This is a genomic window from Nitrospirota bacterium (assembly GCA_040754395.1).
Classification (GTDB): Bacteria; Nitrospirota; Thermodesulfovibrionia; order Thermodesulfovibrionales; family SM23-35; genus JBFMCL01.
Genome location: JBFMCL010000011.1, coordinates 76,529 through 96,075, shown reverse-complemented (window position 1 = coordinate 96,075; position 19,547 = coordinate 76,529). Strand labels below are relative to the sequence as shown.

17 protein-coding genes are annotated in these 19,547 nt (G+C 47.7%); 12 read left to right on the top strand and 5 right to left on the bottom strand.

The window, feature by feature from the left end; all coding sequences use genetic code 11:
• The first annotated feature begins 187 nt into the window (after positions 1–187).
• The 4 genes from AB1552_07555 (at position 188) to AB1552_07540 (ending at position 6,912) form a co-directional block, all read left to right on the top strand.
• Positions 188–1,645 carry a biotin carboxylase N-terminal domain-containing protein gene (locus AB1552_07555; protein MEW6053626.1) on the top strand — a complete coding sequence of 486 codons (1,458 nt, stop codon included), beginning with the start codon at positions 188–190 and terminating at the stop codon, positions 1,643–1,645.
• A 5-nt stretch (positions 1,646–1,650) separates the two neighbouring features.
• Entirely contained in the window at positions 1,651–3,678 is a 2,028-nt protein-coding gene (locus tag AB1552_07550; protein ID MEW6053625.1) for a biotin/lipoyl-containing protein, read from the top strand.
• Positions 3,679–3,824: 146 nt separating this feature from the next.
• Entirely contained in the window at positions 3,825–4,058 is a 234-nt protein-coding gene (locus tag AB1552_07545; GenBank protein ID MEW6053624.1) for a PGPGW domain-containing protein, read from the top strand.
• 169 nt (positions 4,059–4,227) lie between these two features.
• Entirely contained in the window at positions 4,228–6,912 is a 2,685-nt protein-coding gene (locus AB1552_07540) for a cation-translocating P-type ATPase (GenBank protein MEW6053623.1), read from the top strand.
• A gap of 72 nt (positions 6,913–6,984) precedes the next feature.
• Here the strand turns inward: AB1552_07540 and AB1552_07535 are convergent, their stop codons facing one another.
• Positions 6,985–9,324: a LamG-like jellyroll fold domain-containing protein gene (locus tag AB1552_07535; protein MEW6053622.1), complete on the bottom strand. Its 2,340-nt coding sequence runs from the start codon at positions 9,322–9,324 to the stop codon at positions 6,985–6,987.
• A 292-nt stretch (positions 9,325–9,616) separates the two neighbouring features.
• Here AB1552_07535 and AB1552_07530 point away from each other — a divergent pair, with 292 nt between their 5' ends.
• The 4 genes from AB1552_07530 to AB1552_07515 all read left to right on the top strand — a co-directional run bounded on the left by AB1552_07530 (position 9,617) and on the right by AB1552_07515 (position 13,370).
• On the top strand, positions 9,617–10,318 hold the full coding sequence (locus AB1552_07530; protein MEW6053621.1) for a response regulator transcription factor: 702 nt from the start codon (positions 9,617–9,619) through the stop codon (positions 10,316–10,318).
• Positions 10,311–11,687 carry an ATP-binding protein gene (locus tag AB1552_07525; protein ID MEW6053620.1) on the top strand — a complete coding sequence of 459 codons (1,377 nt, stop codon included), beginning with the start codon at positions 10,311–10,313 and terminating at the stop codon, positions 11,685–11,687. Before AB1552_07530 ends, AB1552_07525 begins: the two co-directional genes overlap by 8 nt.
• A gap of 386 nt (positions 11,688–12,073) precedes the next feature.
• On the top strand, positions 12,074–12,424 hold the full coding sequence (locus AB1552_07520) for a hypothetical protein (GenBank protein MEW6053619.1): 351 nt from the start codon (positions 12,074–12,076) through the stop codon (positions 12,422–12,424).
• A gap of 526 nt (positions 12,425–12,950) precedes the next feature.
• The gene (locus AB1552_07515) at positions 12,951–13,370 is read left to right on the top strand and encodes an FKBP-type peptidyl-prolyl cis-trans isomerase (GenBank protein ID MEW6053618.1); all 420 of its coding nucleotides are present in this window, start codon (positions 12,951–12,953) and stop codon (positions 13,368–13,370) included.
• A gap of 364 nt (positions 13,371–13,734) precedes the next feature.
• On the opposite strand, the gene AB1552_07510 is transcribed toward AB1552_07515, so the two are convergent.
• Positions 13,735–15,069, bottom strand: a complete 1,335-nt coding sequence (locus AB1552_07510) for an IS1380 family transposase (GenBank protein ID MEW6053617.1) — start codon at positions 15,067–15,069, stop codon at positions 13,735–13,737.
• A 97-nt stretch (positions 15,070–15,166) separates the two neighbouring features.
• Here AB1552_07510 and AB1552_07505 point away from each other — a divergent pair, with 97 nt between their 5' ends.
• The 3 genes from AB1552_07505 to AB1552_07495 all read left to right on the top strand — a co-directional run bounded on the left by AB1552_07505 (position 15,167) and on the right by AB1552_07495 (position 16,596).
• Positions 15,167–15,589 carry a DUF1566 domain-containing protein gene (locus AB1552_07505; GenBank protein ID MEW6053616.1) on the top strand — a complete coding sequence of 141 codons (423 nt, stop codon included), beginning with the start codon at positions 15,167–15,169 and terminating at the stop codon, positions 15,587–15,589.
• 370 nt (positions 15,590–15,959) lie between these two features.
• Positions 15,960–16,223: a hypothetical protein gene (locus tag AB1552_07500; protein MEW6053615.1), complete on the top strand. Its 264-nt coding sequence runs from the start codon at positions 15,960–15,962 to the stop codon at positions 16,221–16,223.
• Entirely contained in the window at positions 16,189–16,596 is a 408-nt protein-coding gene (locus AB1552_07495; GenBank protein ID MEW6053614.1) for a PIN domain-containing protein, read from the top strand. Before AB1552_07500 ends, AB1552_07495 begins: the two co-directional genes overlap by 35 nt.
• Positions 16,597–16,644: 48 nt before the next feature.
• Here the strand turns inward: AB1552_07495 and AB1552_07490 are convergent, their stop codons facing one another.
• A complete protein-coding gene (locus AB1552_07490; GenBank protein MEW6053613.1) occupies positions 16,645–17,571 on the bottom strand; it encodes a bifunctional riboflavin kinase/FAD synthetase in 927 nt (308 codons plus the stop codon).
• Positions 17,549–18,163 (bottom strand): dephospho-CoA kinase, encoded by a 615-nt coding sequence (gene coaE / locus AB1552_07485; GenBank protein MEW6053612.1) that lies wholly within the window; start codon positions 18,161–18,163, stop codon positions 17,549–17,551. Before coaE ends, AB1552_07490 begins: the two co-directional genes overlap by 23 nt.
• A gap of 65 nt (positions 18,164–18,228) precedes the next feature.
• Between coaE and AB1552_07480 the strand changes: the two genes are divergently transcribed.
• Positions 18,229–18,798: a pyruvate kinase alpha/beta domain-containing protein gene (locus AB1552_07480; protein MEW6053611.1), complete on the top strand. Its 570-nt coding sequence runs from the start codon at positions 18,229–18,231 to the stop codon at positions 18,796–18,798.
• Here AB1552_07480 and AB1552_07475 read toward each other — a convergent pair.
• Positions 18,795–19,532: an SAM-dependent chlorinase/fluorinase gene (locus tag AB1552_07475; GenBank protein MEW6053610.1), complete on the bottom strand. Its 738-nt coding sequence runs from the start codon at positions 19,530–19,532 to the stop codon at positions 18,795–18,797. The genes AB1552_07480 and AB1552_07475 overlap by 4 nt on opposite strands.
• Positions 19,533–19,547 lie beyond the last annotated feature (15 nt).

The following is a 19,547-nucleotide window of genomic DNA, read 5'->3' as shown; positions in this document are numbered from 1 at the left end:
CGTGTTATACGAGAAATGCTTTTCGAAAGAAAGGCTATCATAGATATCCTTACATTAAAGCCTGATAGATTAAAAATAAGCGAGGACACTCCTATCCAAGGGGCTCTATTTTAACCGGACAGTAATGGTATTCAGTATTTGTTTTATGGTAAAATGTCAAGACCTTACTCCGAAAGGGAAGAACATCATGAGCAAAAAGATTCAGAAGATACTGATCGCGAACCGCGGAGTTACTGCAGTCAGGATCATGCATACCTGCAGGGACAGGAAGATCCCAACGACCGCTGTTTACAGCACCCCGGACCGGCTTGCCCACCATGTTTTCATGGCAGATACCGCCGTGCATATAGGTGAAGCCCCCCCCATTGAATCGTATCTCAATATGGAGAAGATGATTGCGGCTGCAATCCAGACACGATCTGATGCAATTCACCCTGGATGGGGATTCCTTGCAGAAAACAGCAGGTTTGCCCAGATGGTAATGGATGCAGGGCTGACCTGGATAGGGCCGCACCCCCAGGTTATCAAAGCCCTTGGGGACAAGATTCAGGCAAAAAAGCTGGCGCAAAAGGCGAATGTCCCGAGCATCCCGGGAATCATTGATGTCAGCAGCATCGAGCAGATCAAGAAATGGATGAAGCATGAAAAGGTGAGCTTCCCCATCATGATAAAAGCTGTTGCCGGAGGCGGTGGCAAAGGTATGGTGAAGGTCGAGAACAAGAACCAGCTGGCGCAGGCTTTTGCACAGGCCCGATCAGAAGCACTGAAATCGTTCGGTGATGACAGAGTGATGATTGAAAAATATATCGAGCGCGGCAGACATATCGAAGTACAGATTATCGCGGATCAACATGGGAATGTAGTGCATCTTTATGAACGGGAATGCACCATTCAGAGGCGAAACCAGAAAATAGTCGAGGAAGCGCCTTCCCCGACTATCGATGACGATCTGCGGAATGAAATATGCTTTACCGCTATCAGGCTTATGCGGGAGATCGGGTATACGTCCGCTGGAACGGTCGAGTTTCTTTTCGATTCATCGAACAAGAAGTTCTATTTTCTCGAAGTCAATACCCGCCTCCAGGTGGAGCACGGTGTGACCGAACTGATTACCGGACTTGATATCGTTGGTATAATGATAGATGTCGCAATGGGCAGAAAACTGCCCATTAAACAGGCTGACATTCTTCCTAACCGCTGGGCTCTGGAAGTACGGCTTAACGCTGAAGATCCCAGGAATTTCAGTCCTTCATTCGGAACGATTACCCGTCTCCAGGTTCCCCAGGGGCCGGGAGTGAGAATCGCAACCGGGGTGTATGAGGGCGCAGATATTCCCCCGTACTATGACTCCCTGTTCATGCTGCTGATAACCGCAGGTGCGGACCGGCAGGACGCGATACGCGTTATGGACAGGGCGCTCAGCAGGAATCTCAGGGTGGAAGGAGTAAAAACCCTGGCGCCTCTGCTCCTGAGCATCATAAGACATCCGGCGTTTGCAGCAGGGGAGTTCTCAACTCGCTTTATCGAAGAGCATATGGAGGAACTTGTATCGATGTTCAAGGAAAAAAACAGCGAAGATGAGGTTCTGAAGATCGCACGATATGTAGCTGAAATATCAGCACTCGGGCCCCAGGGATGGATGTAAGACATATGGCAAGAAAAAAGGATGATATTTTTGTAAGACCGGGCATGTCACCGAAAGAGATAGTCAATGCGGTACGCAGGCTTGAAGGGGTGTGCCTGACATCAGTGGGAATGCGTGATGCGGGACAGTCAGACTTCAAGAACCGTCATCGCATTTATGACCTTGCGACTCTGGCGCCGTATTACAACAGGATGGGGCTTTTCAGTTCGGAATGCCACGGGGGAGCGCGCTGGCATGTCGGCGTGATGAACAGGCAGGAAAGCCCCTTTGAGGAAATCGAGATCCTGAGACAGAATATGCCGAATGTGCTGCTTCAGACACTTATACGCGAAACCAATATGTGGGGTTACCGTCCCTATCCCAGGAACGTGATCGAATATGTCGTTGAGAGAGTGGATATTGATGTATGGAGATGTTTTTCTTTTCTTAACGATGTGAGGAACATGCGCACCGTTGCGGAAGTCATCATGAAAAGAGGGAGACTGTTTGAACCTTCCGTATCGTTTACGATGGCCGACTGGACGACCAACAGGTACTACCTGTCTCTTGTACAGGAGATTGTAAGCCTGTGCGGGGGAACCGATGAGATCACGTTTTGCATTAAGGACATGGCAGGTGTCGGCAGCATCAACCGGGTGAGCGATTTGATTGACAGCATTAAACAGAAGTTTCCTGATCTTGTTATTCATTATCACAGGCATATAACCGACGGGCTCGCGATACCTGCGATGCTTGCGGCCGCGAAAGCAGGTGCAAAGATTTTTGATGTGGAAGAAGACTCCCTGGTACGTTTTTACGGACATTCGCCGATACTGGGTGTCCAGGCGTATTTCGAAGAATCGGGAATACCGGTGCATATCAACAGGGGGGAGGCAGAGGCTGCAGTCCAGAAAGTGCGGGATTGGATCAATTTCTATGACTGGGCGGAATCTCCCTTTAAGGGGTTTGACCATACGGTAACCCTCCATAAAATGCCGGGTGGTGCGTTCCCGAGCTCATTCGAACAGGCTGAAAAAGGGGGATTTCTCCATTACATGCCAGCCATTCTCAAGGTGATGTCACTCTATAACAAGATTATTCATTATTTTGATGTAACGCCTGGATCACAGATCACCTGGGTTACCTGCAGCGGTATTGTGAACAAGTATGCAAAAGCAAAAGGTGAGGCCGGAGTCAGGCATCTCATAGAACTTCTTGCGAAATTCATCGAAGAAAAGAATATGAAATTCAAATCAATGACCAGGGATGAGCAGGAAGAACTTCAGGGGCTTTTCAGTAATGCACCCGGAGATTTCAAGAACCTTCTCCTCGGACACTATGGAAAACTTCCCATGGGATGGCCGCATGACTGGGTCTACAGAAGTACTTTTGGGGATGAATGGGAAAAGATGGTCCGCAAACGGACTGATCTTTCTCCTCTGGATTCGGTAAAGGACGATGATCTCGGAAAATTGAGAAATGAACTTTCCGAACATATCGGAAGAAAACCGATGGAAGAAGAATTTATCCTTTATCTCATGCACCCGAAGGATGCGCTCAATATGATCGAGTTCCGGGAAAAATACGGTGAGGCACCGCTTGTGCTTCCGACAGATGTCTGGAGGGAAGGACTGAAAAGACAGGGAGACAAGGTTGATTTCGACCTCTGGGGAAAGCCTTACAGTCTCGAACTGGTCTCTGTCGGTGCTGAACATGAGGGAGTTATCCATGTTGTTATGCGTGTCAACAACAAGACACGGGTATATACTGTTGAAACCCCACGTGCAAAGAAGGCCGAGATTAAAATGGCGAAGGGTATTAATGATATCGGCGCGCCGATTAACGGAAATATCTGGAGGATCGGCAATCCGGATAGAGGATCCCTTAAAGTAGGCGATATTGTGCACAAGGGCGAAGAGATTGCAAACCTCGAGGCAATGAAAATGGAAAATGCGATAGTGGCGCCCTTTGATGCCCATATACTCGAAATCTGCGTGAAACTCAACAGTTTTGTCATTGAGGGACAGTTGCTGTTCGTCCTTGAAAAAATGTAAATCATGCCCTGCTGCAGCGCGCGGCTTCCTTGATATTACCGAATGACATAAGTGGATGATAACAAAAAATGCATGATATCTGATTTCGGAGCACAGAAAATTGTTAAGAACAAGAGAATGATGATACCGAAAAAGTCCAGCATCTCATGACTCCGCTTTTTCTCAAAACCATAAAACAGGCCAGAAAGCTGATAATTATGGTTGTCGGTTTTACCGTGCTCCTGATAGGCCTTGCAATGATTGTGTTGCCGGGACCTGCGGTTGTTGTCATTCCGATAGGCCTGGGAATTCTTGCGAGCGAGTTTATTTGGGCAAAAAGGATGCTCAGAAGAGTGAAGCGCAATGCTTCTCACATGAAGGAATGGTTTACGGGAAAATAACTTGTGCATACACCCCTCATTCAGGGATGAAGCCCACGAAGAACTGAACCGGTGCTCAGCACATGAGCAGCACCAGTTTTCTGAACCGGTGTAAATTATAAACAGGCGGGCAGGATCCATGCGTCCTGCCCTGCGCGGAAAATACCGCAACTACCAAAAAAGGATCTTTATGCACTGGCACCAGAAGCCCGTACAGGAAGTGCTTGATGTACTCGTTTCTACTCCCGGTGGACTGACATCAGATGAAGCAACAAGGCGGCTCCGCCAGTACGGCCCGAATGTTCTCAAAGAAAAAAAGAAAAAGACCCCTTTCATGATGTTCCTTGATCAGTTCAGGGACGTCATGATTATGATTCTTATTGTCGCAGCTCTCATCTCAGGTATCATCGGCGAGATTTCTGACACGATAGCGATCATCGTCATTGTCGCACTCAATGCAATTATCGGTTTCATCCAGGAATACCGGGCCGAGAAGGCGATGGCTGCCCTGAAGAAAATGGCCGCACCCTCTGCCTTTGTCATGAGGGACGGCAATCCCGCAGAAATTTCCACATCGGAGATTGTCAGCGGTGATGTGGTATTCCTTGAGGCAGGAAAAATCGTTCCCGCAGATATGAGGCTGATCGAAGCTGCTCAGCTGAAGGTAGAAGAGGCGGCACTTACCGGAGAGTCAGTTGCGGTCGAAAAACATACGGGGTTTCTGGAAGATGAAAAGATTCCCCTGGGCGACAGAAAAAATATGATCTACAAAGGGACAACCGTATCGTATGGAAGGGGACAGGGAGTTGTGGTTGCGACAGGAATGCAGACGGAACTCGGAAAAATTGCCACCATGCTTCAGGAAGAAGCAGAGGTTAAAACACCTCTGCAGAAGAGACTCGCGAGTTTCGGACAGAAACTCGCCATTGCGGTTATTGCAATCTGTGCGGTCATTTTCGTGATCGGGATAATGAGGGGAGAGCCTGCCCTTGTAATGCTTCTAACTGCAATTTCGCTTGCGGTTGCAGCGATCCCCGAGGCTCTTCCCGCCGTAGTGACAATTTCTCTTGCACTTGGGGCAAAAAAAATGGTCAGGCAGAATGCCCTGATAAGAAAGCTTCCTGCAGTTGAGACACTCGGCTCTGTTACCTATATATGCTCTGATAAGACAGGCACTCTCACCATGAACAGGATGACGGTTGAGGAAGTATATGTAAACGGAGAAACTGTCAGGAACGGATTTGAGCAGGTGGCAGGAGAAGAATCGGAGACTTCCCTGAATCTCGGCTCCCCCGTGGATGCTTTTTTTATCGGTCTTGCGCTGAGCAATGATGCAACCATCGACAAGGAAGGCCAGATTATCGGTGATCCTACTGAAACAGCCCTTTACAGGGCTGCATATGATGCCGGGTTCAGGAAAGAAAAGCTTGTGCACAATTTTCCAAGAATCGCTGAAATACCTTTTGATTCTGAAAGGAAATGCATGACGACCGTGCATGAAATTTTGCTGCAAGGGGAACCGGATACGGAAAAAGGTGCCGGATTCATCTCTTTTACAAAAGGGGCGATTGAAGTTTTGCTCGATAAATCGGTAAATGTGCTCGAGTCTTCCGGATTGAAGGATATCGATCCGGAGGAGATAAAAAGGACAAGCGAACAGATGGCTGCTGAAGGGTTAAGGGTAATAGGCATAGCCATGAGAACCTGGGACCGCATTCCCGGGGCTGCGGTTCCCGAGAACATGGAAGCTGGTCTTACTCTCCTCGGTTTTGCCGGGATGATGGATCCCCCGCGTGAAGAAGCAGGGGAAGCGGTAACTCTTTGCAAGGCTGCAGGTATCAGGCCGGTTGTTATTACCGGTGACCACCCTGTTACAGCAAGGGCGGTCGCAAAGAAGCTGGGAATCATCGGGGATGATGTCAAGTCAATCATGACAGGGAAAAAACTGGCTGATTTGCCGATGGAAGAATTCGAGGAAAAAGTGGAACATATCAGGCTGTATGCAAGAGTCGCCCCGGAACAGAAGCTGAAGATAATCAAGGCGTTGCAGGATAAAGGACAATTTGTCGCCATGACAGGGGATGGTGTGAACGATGCTCCGGCACTGAAAAGAGCCGACATAGGCATTGCGATGGGCATTACCGGCACCGATGTTTCAAAAGAGGCGGCACATATGATATTGCTCGATGACAATTTTGCGACCATCGTAAGGGCAGTAAAAGAAGGAAGGAGGATTTTTGACAACATACGGAAGTTCATTCGGTATACGATGACGAGTAATGCAGGAGAGATATGGACTATTTTTCTCGCTCCCCTGATCGGGCTTCCGATCCCCCTTCTCCCCATTCATATACTCTGGATTAATCTGGTGACTGATGGACTGCCCGGACTCGCTCTGGCGGCAGAACCTGCCGAAAAGAAAATCATGCAGAGACCGCCGCGACATCCGAAGGAGAATATATTTACCGGGATGTGGCTTCATATAGTATGGGTAGGAATCCTTATGGGAGGAATATCGGTTTTTACTCAGGCATGGGCGATCAGGGCAGATATCGGGCACTGGCAGACCATGGTTTTCACCGTGCTGTGTTTCAGTCAGATGGGACATGTGCTTGCGATACGTTCGGAAAATGAATCACTTTTTTCACTCGGACTTTTTTCAAACAGGCCCCTTCTTGGAGCATTTATTCTTACTGTCATCCTTCAGCTGGCAACCATCTATGTGCCGTTCTTGAATCCGGTATTCAAGACAGAACCTCTGACTCTTCATGAACTTATGATAACCTTATTGCTGTCATCTATTGTATTTTTCGCGGTGGAGATAGAGAAATGGAACAGAAGGAAAAAAGGATGGGGGAAGGTAATTGCATCATGAAGCGTATGAAGGCCCCGGCCATTGAAAGGCTGTGGCCGGGGATCCATATGAGGTTTTTGCTGATTACATATCCTACAGAAGCGGTCCGAAGACAGCAATATTATTATTTTCTTCAATCTCCGGGATTGCGCCATCAGCATCAATGACGGCGATTATGTACTTCCCGGAAACGGTTTCTCCTTTTGGAAGACGATAACTGAGAGTCCTGGTCTTACTTTTCCCTTGCCTGATTTTCCCGGATGTAGTTTTCTTCAGATAGAGATCCCCGGGATCATGGAGGGAATCCTCTGAGAGAAAAAATCTGACAATGGAAGATTTCGCATTGAGATTGCCGATGTTGGTGATTTTCAGTTTCCCCCTGATCTGACATTTCATATTATCGTATGAGTTGCTGCACTTCTGAGACAGCGATTTCCATTCTCCGGTAAGGTCAGGACCGTACCCGACCGGCATGACATGGAAACTTGCTTTCACATTTCTATATGAATTCATTATGACAAAACATGTATTCCCGTAAGTACTGTCGCAACCGTCCCAGTGGCTAAACGCATAGTAGCCGGTCTGTGCTTCAGCAGAGAGGACCACTCCTGATCCTGACTGGTAGGACATTGAACATATGCCGGGGCAATTAATGGAGTCCCCTCGTATAATGCCGCCGTTGTGGGGAACTACAGATACCTCAAGGAGGAAATGGTTTGCCGGTATTCCGAAATGCGCGACTACCGCATTATCGTGAGTGATGGTAATGGTACAGGAGTCTGTTCCTGAACATCCGCCGCCTGACCATCCCATGAAAACGGAGCCCTGGTTCGCAACGGCTGTAAGGGTTACTTCCGAACCATATTGATAGTGCGCCGAACAAAAAGGATCGCAGTCTATAAGGCTGTCAGAACTCGTGACATATCCTTTCCCTTCGCCTGTTTTTTCGATTGCAAGGGTGAACAGGTCATTCTCGGATATGAAATGTGCGGTGATTTCGAGATCGGAGTTTAATGTAAAGGTGCAGGTGTCTGTTCCTGCACAACCACCGCCGGACCATCCTGTGAAGATCGAATTTGGACCTTCTTGTGCGGTGAGGGTGATGACAGTCCCTGCAAAATATGCCTGCGAACAGTCGCTGCCGCAGGATATCCCGGAAGGGCTGCTGGTGATCATACCAGTCCCGGTTCCTTCCCTGGAAACCGAGAGAGTGAAGTCCTTCAACGTAAAGTTTCCTGTCACGGAACGGTCAGCGTTTATGGTAATAGTGCAGGTGCCTGTGCCTGTACATCCGCTTCCGGACCATCCTGCGAAATTTGAATCTGGATCAGCAGCTGCGGTAAGAGTTACAATCGTCCCCATAGGATAAATCTCTGAGCAGTCGCTGCCGCAGGATATCCCGGAAGGACTGCTGGTGATTGTCCCATTCCCTGTTCCGGTTCTGGAGGCAGAGAGAGTGAACGTGTTGAGAGAAAAGATGGCGACTACAGCGTGATCGATTGTCACGTTATTGATTGAATATTGACCGCTCACGACGGAGGAAAGTACATCGGCACCGTTGTCAGTGAGGGAAGACAGATGGTAGTGGGCATCAGGCGTGATAGCGCAGGTTGCAGTATTGCCGTACTCAACAGGTGATGAACATGATATAGTGCCGTGGCCTTCCGGGGCAGATCCGGTAACCGTGGAAGCGCAATAGCTGAACCCATTGATCCCGTTGTTGAAATGTTGCAGTATCTCGCCGGAAGAAAGGGTTCCGTTATAAAGGGCTATTTCATCAATGTATCCTTCAAAATGGTATCCGGCTCCAAGATTGATCCATCCGAAATTGAGGGCGGCGGTGGAATTAAAGGTTCCGGTATAGGCGGTGCTGACCGAATCCTCGAGCTGCCCGTCTACATAGAGAGATATGGTGTTTGCAGCCGCATTCCTGACAAAGACGAGATGATGCCAGCTGTTGTCGGTAAGGAGGGTAGTTCCCCCCACGCCGTAGCCGTTGTTGTTGGTATCGATGAGATATGCTTCTGCGATACCGTTGGTGCATCCCACCCACCAGTGAACCGGGGTGGCGCTGTCATCCCTGCCGACCAGCACGTCGGTGTCCGAGCAGCCTGTAGTCTTCATCCACACTTCCACGGAAAAGCTCTGGGAGTTGCCCCAGTCAAAGGTGCCGTCATCGGCTGCATTTACCTCAGATGTAGCATTGAATAGTTGTGAACCGTTGACGATTCCTGCAGACGGCGCAGGGCAGTTTGTGCAGGTAGCGTTATTTATCCCGTAAAAGTCGAGATATGGCTGACTGTTTTCATTGAGTTGCCAGTAATGAATCATTCCTGCGGGACATGCTGCCTGCGCTGTTGCATACCAACTGAAAGCGGCGGTCAGAATAACTGCCGCAATCATTAGCCATGAAGTGATTGTCTTCTTTTTCATTGTTCCTCCGTAAATTATGAGATCCTTATTCCGAATTAAAGTTAAATATTACTAAAATGCAAAAAGTCATTATTTTTATTGAAAAAATAGCAAATCAGCAGGTAAATGTCAAGATTTAAAAGTTAGTTGTAAATAACTTTATAAAATAAACTATTCGCGAAGGCTGGATGATTTCATCATCTCAGGACTTCAGAAGTTCCGGATATAATTTTTTTAAGATATCATGCCATTGGAAATCATGCCAATGCGATGCATTTATTTGGGCCCCTGAGGATATGGTAATATTATTGATATGGCACACCCTGTTCTTGTGGTTGAAGACGACCGTAAAATCGCAAAAGTTGTGAAGGTATATCTTGAAGGGGAGGGCTTCAGGGTAATCACTGCTGAGGAAGGCAGGAAAGCGATTGATTTTGCGATGAAGGAAACCTTTTCGCTCGTGATCCTTGACCTCATGCTTCCTGATATGAGCGGAGAGGCGGTTTGCCAGGAACTGAGAGAAATAGGTAATTTCCCTGTCATTATGCTTACCGCAAAGTCTTCCGAGGAGGAGAGGGTAGCGGGTTTTGCACTCGGTGCTGACGATTATGTCGTAAAACCTTTCAGCCCGAGGGAACTGGTTGCAAGAGTGAAAGCGGTGCTGAAAAGGGCACAGGGACATGATGCTGATGTGCAGGGCACGATGAGTTTCAATAATGGAGTTCTCATCATTGATGCAAGAAGCCATGAAATAAGGAAGAAGGGTCAACTCATTACCCTCACTCCCACCGAATTCAAAATACTGGCAGTTCTTGCGGGCTCCCCCGGAAGGGTTTTCTCAAGGGGAGAACTCGTAGAGACTTCTCTGGGGTATCAATTTGAGGGGTATGAGCGAAGTATCGATGCGCATATCAAGAATATACGGCAAAAGATAGAAGATGACCCCAGAAATCCTCTGTTTGTAAACACTGTATATGGTGTGGGCTATAAGTTTATCGGCAGTGCAGATGAGTAAAAGCCTCTGGGTAAAGTTTCTTCTCCTTCTCTTTTTTGTATCCATGATTTCTCTGTCAGCATCGCTGTTCCTGCGCGAAATGATCATTGAGGATTTCGAAGAATATCTCGAAGGCAAAACAGAAGACAGGATATACCGGATCATGGCGGCCATAGAAGGCTCATATGAGCAACACTCCGGATGGAATACCGAATCCCTGAGGGAGAAAGCCGTGTGGGCAGTACTGCTCGGTTACAAAATCAGGATATTTGACAGCGGGAATAAGGAAATGATCAATACCCAATCTGCCGTCGAATCCATGTCCCCCATGATGAAGAGAAGAATCATGGCAGTCTCAGGGTATTCTCATGAGAATAATCCATCTGATGACAGGGAATATACCAGTTACCCCTTGTTTCTTGGGGGAAAGAGCATAGGGCAGCTCGATATCAAGCAGGTTCCCTCTGATGTCGGACAGGGTAAGGAGACGATTTTCCTGATGAGATCAAACAGATTCCTCCTGTATTCACTCTTCATCATCGGAGGGCTCTCGATAATTCTCGGCCTTGTTTTCTCAAAGAAGCTGACTGATCCCATTCAACAGCTGACTGCAGCTGCAAAAGATATCTCTGAAGGGCATATCAAACGCAGGGTTTTTGTGCGGGGAAACGATGAGATCGGCAGACTTGCAGAGGCATTCAATGTGATGGCAGCGAATCTCGAAATGCAGGAATCCCTGAGAAAAAAGCTTACTTCAAACATCGCCCATGAACTCAGAACCCCGCTGAGTGCGATTCAGGGAGAACTCGAGGGAATGATAGACGGTCTGATAAAGGTGGACAGGGAGCGGTTGCTTTCCCTGCACGAAGAGAATAATCGTCTTAAGAAGATCATTGAAGGTCTGGAAGAGCTTTCATCGGCGCAGGCGAGCGCTCTTGAACTGAGGAGGCAAACTTTTGCCGTCAAACCTTTTCTGGGGAATATTCAGGAGAGATTTAAGAGGATGTTCAGCGATAAAGGTGTTCAACTCGAATTGAAATGCGAAAATACGCTTGCTTTCAATGCAGATCCTGACAAGCTGAGCCAGATTATGATCAATCTCGTAATGAATGCCCTGAAGGCAACAGAAAAAGGAGGAACTGTATTGATAAGGGCTGGCCTGAAAGGGAGAGAGGGATTTATCGAGGTCACAGACACGGGTTCCGGAATAAAAAAGGAAGAAATGCCGTTTGTGTTTGAAAGATTCTATAAGACTTTAGAGGGTGGGCTGGGTCTCGGACTTACCATAGCAAAGGAACTCGCAGAGGCACACGGCGGAAGGATCGAGTGTCAGAGCGTGTATGGAAAAGGGTCTTCATTCTCCCTTTATCTGCCGCTGACCCAGCAATAGCCTCTCGTAGGAAAGCAGAGCAGTGCTTCATGACGCGGAAAATTCACAACTTCTTCATAATCCCTTCGAGATACCTTCATAATCCTTTGATATTCTTTCTATAAAAGATAAAAGAGAGGAGGATTATCGAATGAAAGGAGGTGAGAGTCGATCGCATTGCAGCGACAGGCAAAAAGGCTTTCCTGCCGTATATGCTGATATCAACGGGCAGCGGTTGCGAGTATGACTGTGAAAATACCCGGGAAGAGGCAGAAGCTGCAGGGTTGCTTCAATGGAACGGTTGACAGAGTTGTTATGGAAAGCCTGTCAAGGGTATAATAAAAAGGTATCAGAATTCAGTGCGCGAAAAATGGAGGGGGCCAGAGGCCCCCTCCTTCAAAAAAAATATGTATAAAACGAGTTTCTCATTCATAATCCTGATTTGTATCCTGGTCACGACGGAAGATATTTCGTTTGCGCAGCAGTTTAACCAGGGAAGAGTCGAATGCAGGCCTGTGTACGGACACCATCCGTTCGGACCCAGATGGGGATGGTATGGGGCAAGAAGGATCGTCAAAACACCCGCAGAGGCAAGAGAGATAATAGAAAAGACCTTCATCGCCGGCAATGGAATAAAAATCGGCATGATACGCGAGCGTCATCATTTTTTCGAAGCAGAGATTGTAAATATAAAAGGATCATGTGTTGATCTGATTATAATTGACCGAAGGACCGGAAGGATACGTACCATATATTAGGTGATACAGTAGTGAATACAGAGAATAACGTGAGTACAGAGAGAGGCGTGAATTATTTTCATGAGACGTGTCATAATGACCTTCTGAAATTCTGGGGTTTTGATATCTCTCCCCCATCGTTTTTTATTCCCCGACAGTAATCCGGGAAGATAGTTGTCCACACCTGCAATCATTCTTCAGGCGCAGACAGAGAAAGTCCGGGCAGGGAAACATATGATACATTGTCACACTTTTTTCGAACTCCTCATGGCCCGGATTGCTCATAAGTGTAACGGCAAAAATAGCGGATAGCGTATTTCGGCACATGCCCGGTCCAGTTCCCCTCTGACAGATATTTCCTGCGAAACCTCTTCAAAGAAACGAAATTCCCGAAGATGCCCTATCAGCTATGCATATAAAAAATGCAGAGAATCAAGGAAATAAATACGGGAAGCTCCGGTTGCACACTGTACATGGAGATATAATCTTCACGGATGCCGGAACAGAAAAATGAAAATAGCCTGCCCGGAAAAAGAGAGGAGGATTGATGATCAAAGCAAAAAAGGGAGACATCGTTATGGTGCATTGTACTGCAAAGCTGGAGGATGGAACTGTATTTGTCTCAACAAAAGATCATAAGCCGTTGAAATTTACGTTGGGGGAGGGCAGTGTGCTTGAGAATGTTGAGAAGGCTGTCATCGGCATGAACCCCGGAGAATCGAAAACTACAGAAATACCGGTTGAGAAGGCCTTCCAGCCTCCGTGGAAAGTAGTGGAAATAGAGAGATACAAGTTCCCCGATTGGGAACCCAAGCTGGGGCAGCGACTGAAGATATTCAAGCCGGATGGCCGTCTGATTGCTGCACGGGTAAGCAATGTTTCAGACTCCATGGTTGCACTGGATTTCAGGCGGACATTTTCCGGTGATGTATTGCTCTATGATCTGAAACTTGAGGAGATTGTGTAACCCTGATTGTTCACGTGCTGTGATCATGGCGACAGGGCTCGGCGTTGTCTCTCACTCTTGGCCATCGACTTATGGCTCTTTTTGCCTTGCTCCTCCTCATTACCCCCGCATGAGTCCTTGCCCAGATTATTTATGAAGCGTGGAATAGCTGGCTAGCCCACTTAATTCATAAATTTCCTACGCAGGAGACTTTTCAGCGTTTTTTGATTTACAAAAAGGGAAACAAAGACAAAAGCAAGGCAGTTTCATATGCACATTATGCTCTGACCTAAAAAAATCTACCGGGACAGGACTTTTGGTTGAATTTTAAGCGCACCTCACCATCGGAGGGATTCTTTGCAGTAATTTCTTCGCCAGGAAGTGCTCAGGTCGTATCAGCAGCAAGTCGGTTATGTGCCAATGCAAAAATGTTCTTCCAGGGATAGCCACTGGCCAAGCGAAACCAAACCCTTCTGGCTGTTTGTATTACCTGGCCTCCAATCTTCAGAAGTCTCAGCCTTAACTGTTGGATCTGCATTGAGGCAAACTCTGTCTTCTGAAGAGCTTCCCTGAGTCTCAGAACAAGCCAGTATGCTGCCATGTGCAGGAAGAGTCTGAACTGATTTGCACCAAAGCGGTGGCAACTTAACCGATCTGCCTTGAGGCCGTTCTTAAACTCGTCAATCCGTACTTCACAAGTCCCGCCACGCTCGGTATAAAACTCATAGAGTTCTTTTGGCTCATAGGATAGATTGGTTACAACAAAACGACTGTTTGGTCCCTGTGTCAGCCATTCGGCCTTCATGATTACCCGCCGATCTTTTGGCCAACTCTGAGCCTGATACAATCCCTCTTGAAACATCCTCTGCTTTTGTCCTGTTTCTGTGTATTGTTCATGAGCTTTGTTCAGAAGGGCTTCTATCATCCGCTCCAGAACATCATTGCGGATTAGCCCTATAACATACTTGAGTTTCTCGGATTCACAATACTCATACAGATCGGGAATTGCAAATCCAGCATCCCCACGAATAACAATCTCTGCTTTCGGGAATGCCTCCTTCAGTTTCGGTATTATCCGCTTCAAGATCGACACTGCTCCATAACTGGCATGTTTGTTCCCCGGTCTCAGTACTGCTGTGATCAGTTCCCCGGTGTCAGCATCGTAGATAACCAGTGGATGGTACATGTATTGATCGTAGTAGCCATGGAAAAAAGTCAGTTGCTGATCACCGTATGTCGGATCATCTGTACCGTCAAGGTCAAGAATAATCCTTTTTGGCTTTCTCTTCCGGTTCCGGCAAATATACAAATCAACAAAATAGTCTCCTATCCGGTATAAATCGTTGCGGGTAACTGAGTTCTCAAACCGGGATAAAGTCGGCTGTGAGCCAAGATCTTCATCACTCGGCTTCCGCCCACAGGCTGTCTTCAGGGCCGGGTCTTTCCTTACGAGGTTTGCATCGTTACAGTCTTCATATCCGGCAACGATCTGATATATCCTTTGCCTTAATAATGTCTCAAGATCATGATCTGTGTAACGGTTGTCTCTGCGGTCTGTAATACTATTTGCCATTCCTCTTATCAACTGCAAAGCTTTGTCTGCTTGCCTTACCAGCAATAATCCCGAATCAGAGGTTATCTCCCCTCCCTCAAAATCTACCGTTATTTTTTGTTTCTTTACGAATGAAAAGGTGAGCTGTTTTGTGATACACTCTGTCATATAGCCAATCATCCTTTCTTTGGTTTTGAGCCTTCGCAAACTCAATGATACCAAAGCTCTCAGGATTATTGGCTATCTTTTTTCAAAATATTTATGAATTATCTGGGCTAGTCGTTTCAAATGCGTCCTTGATGATGCGGCTGTCCTCGATAAAGAAACGGGGCTGGTTTGGCAAAGAAACCCTGCGAATGTCGAATTAAGTTGGTACAGTGGTCAATGGTCATGTAATGCTGCATTTACAGGAGGGCGTGCGGGATGGCGCCTGCCTACTGCTCAGGAATTAAAGAGTCTCTTGGACTATTGTCCTAATGCCCCGTTTGTGGAGCAAAGCCTCCCATGTGGACATCCCTTTACCAATACAACTCATACTTACTGGTCTGCCACCACATGGTTTGTTGACTCCAATAAGGCAATTGCGGTTAATTCGTGGGGTGGTGACGTGCCAGTTACTAAGAACAATGAATACAACATGGGGAACTGGTGTGTAAGAGGTGGGTACGGTATTAATGTAAATGAATGAGGGATGGTTCAGTTTTAGCTGCTTCAGAGCGAAATTCAGATGCAGAGGGAATATCTATAAAGAACAAAAAAAGATTATTGATTTTTTACTATTGATATGAGTCGTCATATTTGGCTCGAAAAGAGCGCAATCATTTTTGCTCGTGGTGTTTCCGCGCTACTGTTGTGTCAGACATGGGGAATGAAGAGTCAGACGTCTTAAAAGCATGGATTTACTTCCTGTTCGGTGAATGCGGGGATTACGGAGAGACTCAGCGCCGGATAACCGACTCCCTGACAGGCTCGGGTTCTTTCTGTCTTCGACAGAATTTCAATTCAAAACCACACATAAAAAACTATGTGCTATAATATGGTCATGGAGGTGGTCATCAATGAAATTACTTTCGGTCAAAGAGTTTCGAGATAGTGCAACAAAAGCGCTAAAGAGCAAGGAGCCGCTGATTATAATGCGGCGAGGAGAGGTTGCCGGTATCTTCTTCCCGACACCCCTGGAATCGATTCCCTTTGAATTGAAAAAGGATATTTTTCTTGCCCTCACTGATTCGATAAAGAAAAAGCTTCAGGCGCAAAATGTAAAAGAGGAAGAGATTCTTGAGGATTTTGAAAGACATAGAAAAACTCGCCGTAGACGCTAATCCCATTCTCTCTGCCATAATCGGAGGAAGAGCGAGGGCTGTATTTCTTGAAGCCGACCACATCTCTTTTTATACAACCCTTTTCAATTTTAAGGAAGTCGAGAAATATATTCCCATACTGGCTGCTAAACGCTCACTGCCTCTTGATGACCTTTATTTGGCTCTTTCTTCACTTCCTATTTCAGTCTGTGATCTTGAGTTCTATAAGGCTGCCCTAAAGAAAGCTGAACGTCTGATCGGTGGCAGAGATCGGGATGATGTCCACCTGCTTGGTCTTGCTTTAAAACTTTCTTGTCCGATATGGAGCAATGACAGGGATTTCGATGGCGTGGGTGTTAAAATTTACAGTACGCTTGCCCTGATCAGGAAGTAGTATGAAGAATTGTTCGCAGATCTGTCTCCATAAAATCATGAAATAATATTAGAGTTCGAGGATTTCCCTTGCGGTGTCCATATCCTGCCTGATCTGCGTCACGAGCCTGTCGACGTCGGGGAAAGCCCGTTCGCCCCGTATCCTGTCGATGAAATACATCCTGAGATCCCTGCCCAGAAGGTTGCCGGAGAAATTGAAAATGTGCACCTCGTAACTGACTTCCTGGTTCCCGAATGTCGGATTTTTGCCGATATTGGCGACGCCGTCATACATCTTTCCCTTCATGCCGATTCTGACTGCATAGACGCCTTCCCGGGGAGCGATCTCAACAGGGGAGGTAATGTTTGCGGTGGGAACGTGCAGGAGGCTCTGGCCTCTCCCTTTTCCCTTTATCACCTTGCCTTCGATTGAATACGGCCTTCCGAGGTAATTCGCTGCCTCCGCAACAGCTCCTTTCAGGAGAAGGTTCCTTATCGCACTGCTGCTGACGATATTTCCGTGCACCATTACCTGCCTGACAGCTTTCACTTCGAACCCGTACTTTTCACCCCTTCTCCTCAATAAATCGATGGTTCCCTTTTTCTGCTTGCCGAACGTATAATTCGTTCCGACGATGATCTCCCTGACCCGCAGCTTTTCCACGAGCACAGTCTGCACGAAGTCGTCGGGAAGCATGCCGGCAAATTCCCTGTTGAAGTTGATGAAGAGCAGCACATCGATTCCCGCTGCTTCTATCAGTCTCGTTTTTTCTTCGGATGTGGTGAGGAGCCTGATATCCCTTTCCGGTGCGAGAACCTTCACCGGATGGGGATCAAAGGTCATCACGATGGATGTCCCTTGAATCTCTTTGGCTTTCTGAATAACCTGTGCCAGGATTTTCTGATGGCCGAGATGTACTCCATCATAATTGCCGATGGTAAGAACAGTCTCAGGATAATTTTTCTTGAAGGCCTCAAGGCCTATGATGACGTCCATCTGCATCCTCTCTCACAAGTTTGTGAAATATTTTCTCTGCCTGCCTTGCTGTTTCCTGCAAAGTGCCGCTGTTGTCTATTGCAAAATCAGACAGTCTGATTTTTTCTTCAACCGGAAGCTGCGCCCTGAGTCTCTGGAGCGCTTCCTGCCGTGTCACCCCCGCTTTTGCGAGACGGCTCAATGCCTGCTCCACCCGGGAATATACGGTAACCGTCCTGTCGAACCTTCCCTGGTAGCCCCGTTCAAAGAGCAGCGGCACCTCAATAACGGCAATCCTTCTCCTGCCGGACATCCTGCCGAGAAAACTCTCAATTTTGTCAAATACAAGCGGGTGAAGTATGTCTTCAAGAGACCGCCTCATCGAATCGTCCTGAAACACTGTCTTTGCGACTTTTTTCCTGTTCAGACGGCCGTTCCTGTAAAAGACATCCTTGCCCATGAGTTCCCGGATTTTCGCCAGCACATGCTTTTCCGTCAGGAGTTCCCTGACAATCTCGTCTGCCTCAAGGGTAACTGCGCCAAGTTCCCGGAATATGGGGAGCACGGTGCTTTTACCCATACCATAGTTACCTGTCAGGCCGACGGCAAGCATGCGCACTATTATACCAGTTTGACCTGCAGGAATACTGAGGGGCTGTCTGTGGTATTATTATCAGTATGGAACGGAAGGTGACATATTTCGAAAAACCCGGCAGGGAAAACACCGCCGCGTGCCTTGAGATATCCCGGAGGGCTGTGCAGGAGTACGGCTATGCCCATATCGTTGTCGCATCGACCTCCGGCGAGACCGGCATCATGTTTGCCGAGGCGTTTCGTGAGAAAGGCGTGGGAATTGTGGTAGTAACGCATTCCGCCGGGTTCAAAAGCCCCAATACCATCGAGATATCCGATGATGCGAGAAGAAGGATAGAATCTCTCGGCGCGAGGGTCTTCACCGGTTCCATGCTTACCCATTCGATCGAGACCGCGTTTTCTGCGAAGTTCAGCGGTCTGTATCCGACCCATATCGTTGCCAATACCCTCAGGAGGTTCGGTGAAGGGGCAAAGGTATGCTGCGAGATTGTGATGATGGCTGCCGATGCGGGACTTGTTCCTGAAGGAGAAGAAGTTCTTGCGGTTGCCGGGACTGCGTGGGGGGCTGATACCGTCATGCTTGTCAGGTCGGCTGCCTCCAAACGTTTTCTTGAGCTCAGGGTGCTTGAGATACTCGCAAAACCGAGGGGCTAAGCCGGAACTACCTCAACCTTATCGCCTGTCCCGAGGGAAAATTCAGCAGACGCGTTCCCGCCTTTCACGAACAGTTCGAGATACCCGAAGCTGTTTATGAGTGCGCACAGCACGTTGTCTTCTGCCTCTGCGTAAAATTTTTTGAAGGGGGCGTCCCTGCCGCTGATACGAATCCTTATCCCTTTAGCCTTACGATTACGGAGGAATCCTTTTATCTTTCCCGCGGGGATATTGGTGATGAGATTGCCGAAGCAGTCTATGTAAATGATCTCGCCCCGGATGGTGCCGTCTGCGGTGTCTACCGGAACAGGCGTCGGTATCGTGACGAAATCAGTGATGACGTCTCCGAACCTCGAAATGTCGATGCCTTTTGAAAACCATCCCGCAACAGGAGCAAATATGTCCCTGCCATGAAAGGTATTGCTCCTCTCCGGCAGAAAATAGTGCTCTGCGGTGATATGGACGACTTTGCAGTGTTCACTTAACCCGTATATCCGGGTGAATACTCCGTTGTCAGGGCCTATGAAATAATGATGATCGGTTGCGATGAGCAGAGGTCTGCGCGCTGACCCGACGCCGGGGTCTACCACCACGACGTGGATAGTTTTGTACGGAAAGGCAGCATATATCATCTCAAGGATGAACGACGCCTCAGTAATATTCTGGGGGCTCACTGCATGGGTGATGTCGATGATGCTGACGGACGGGTTGATATTCAGGATCACCCCTTTCATGATACCTGCAAAGGG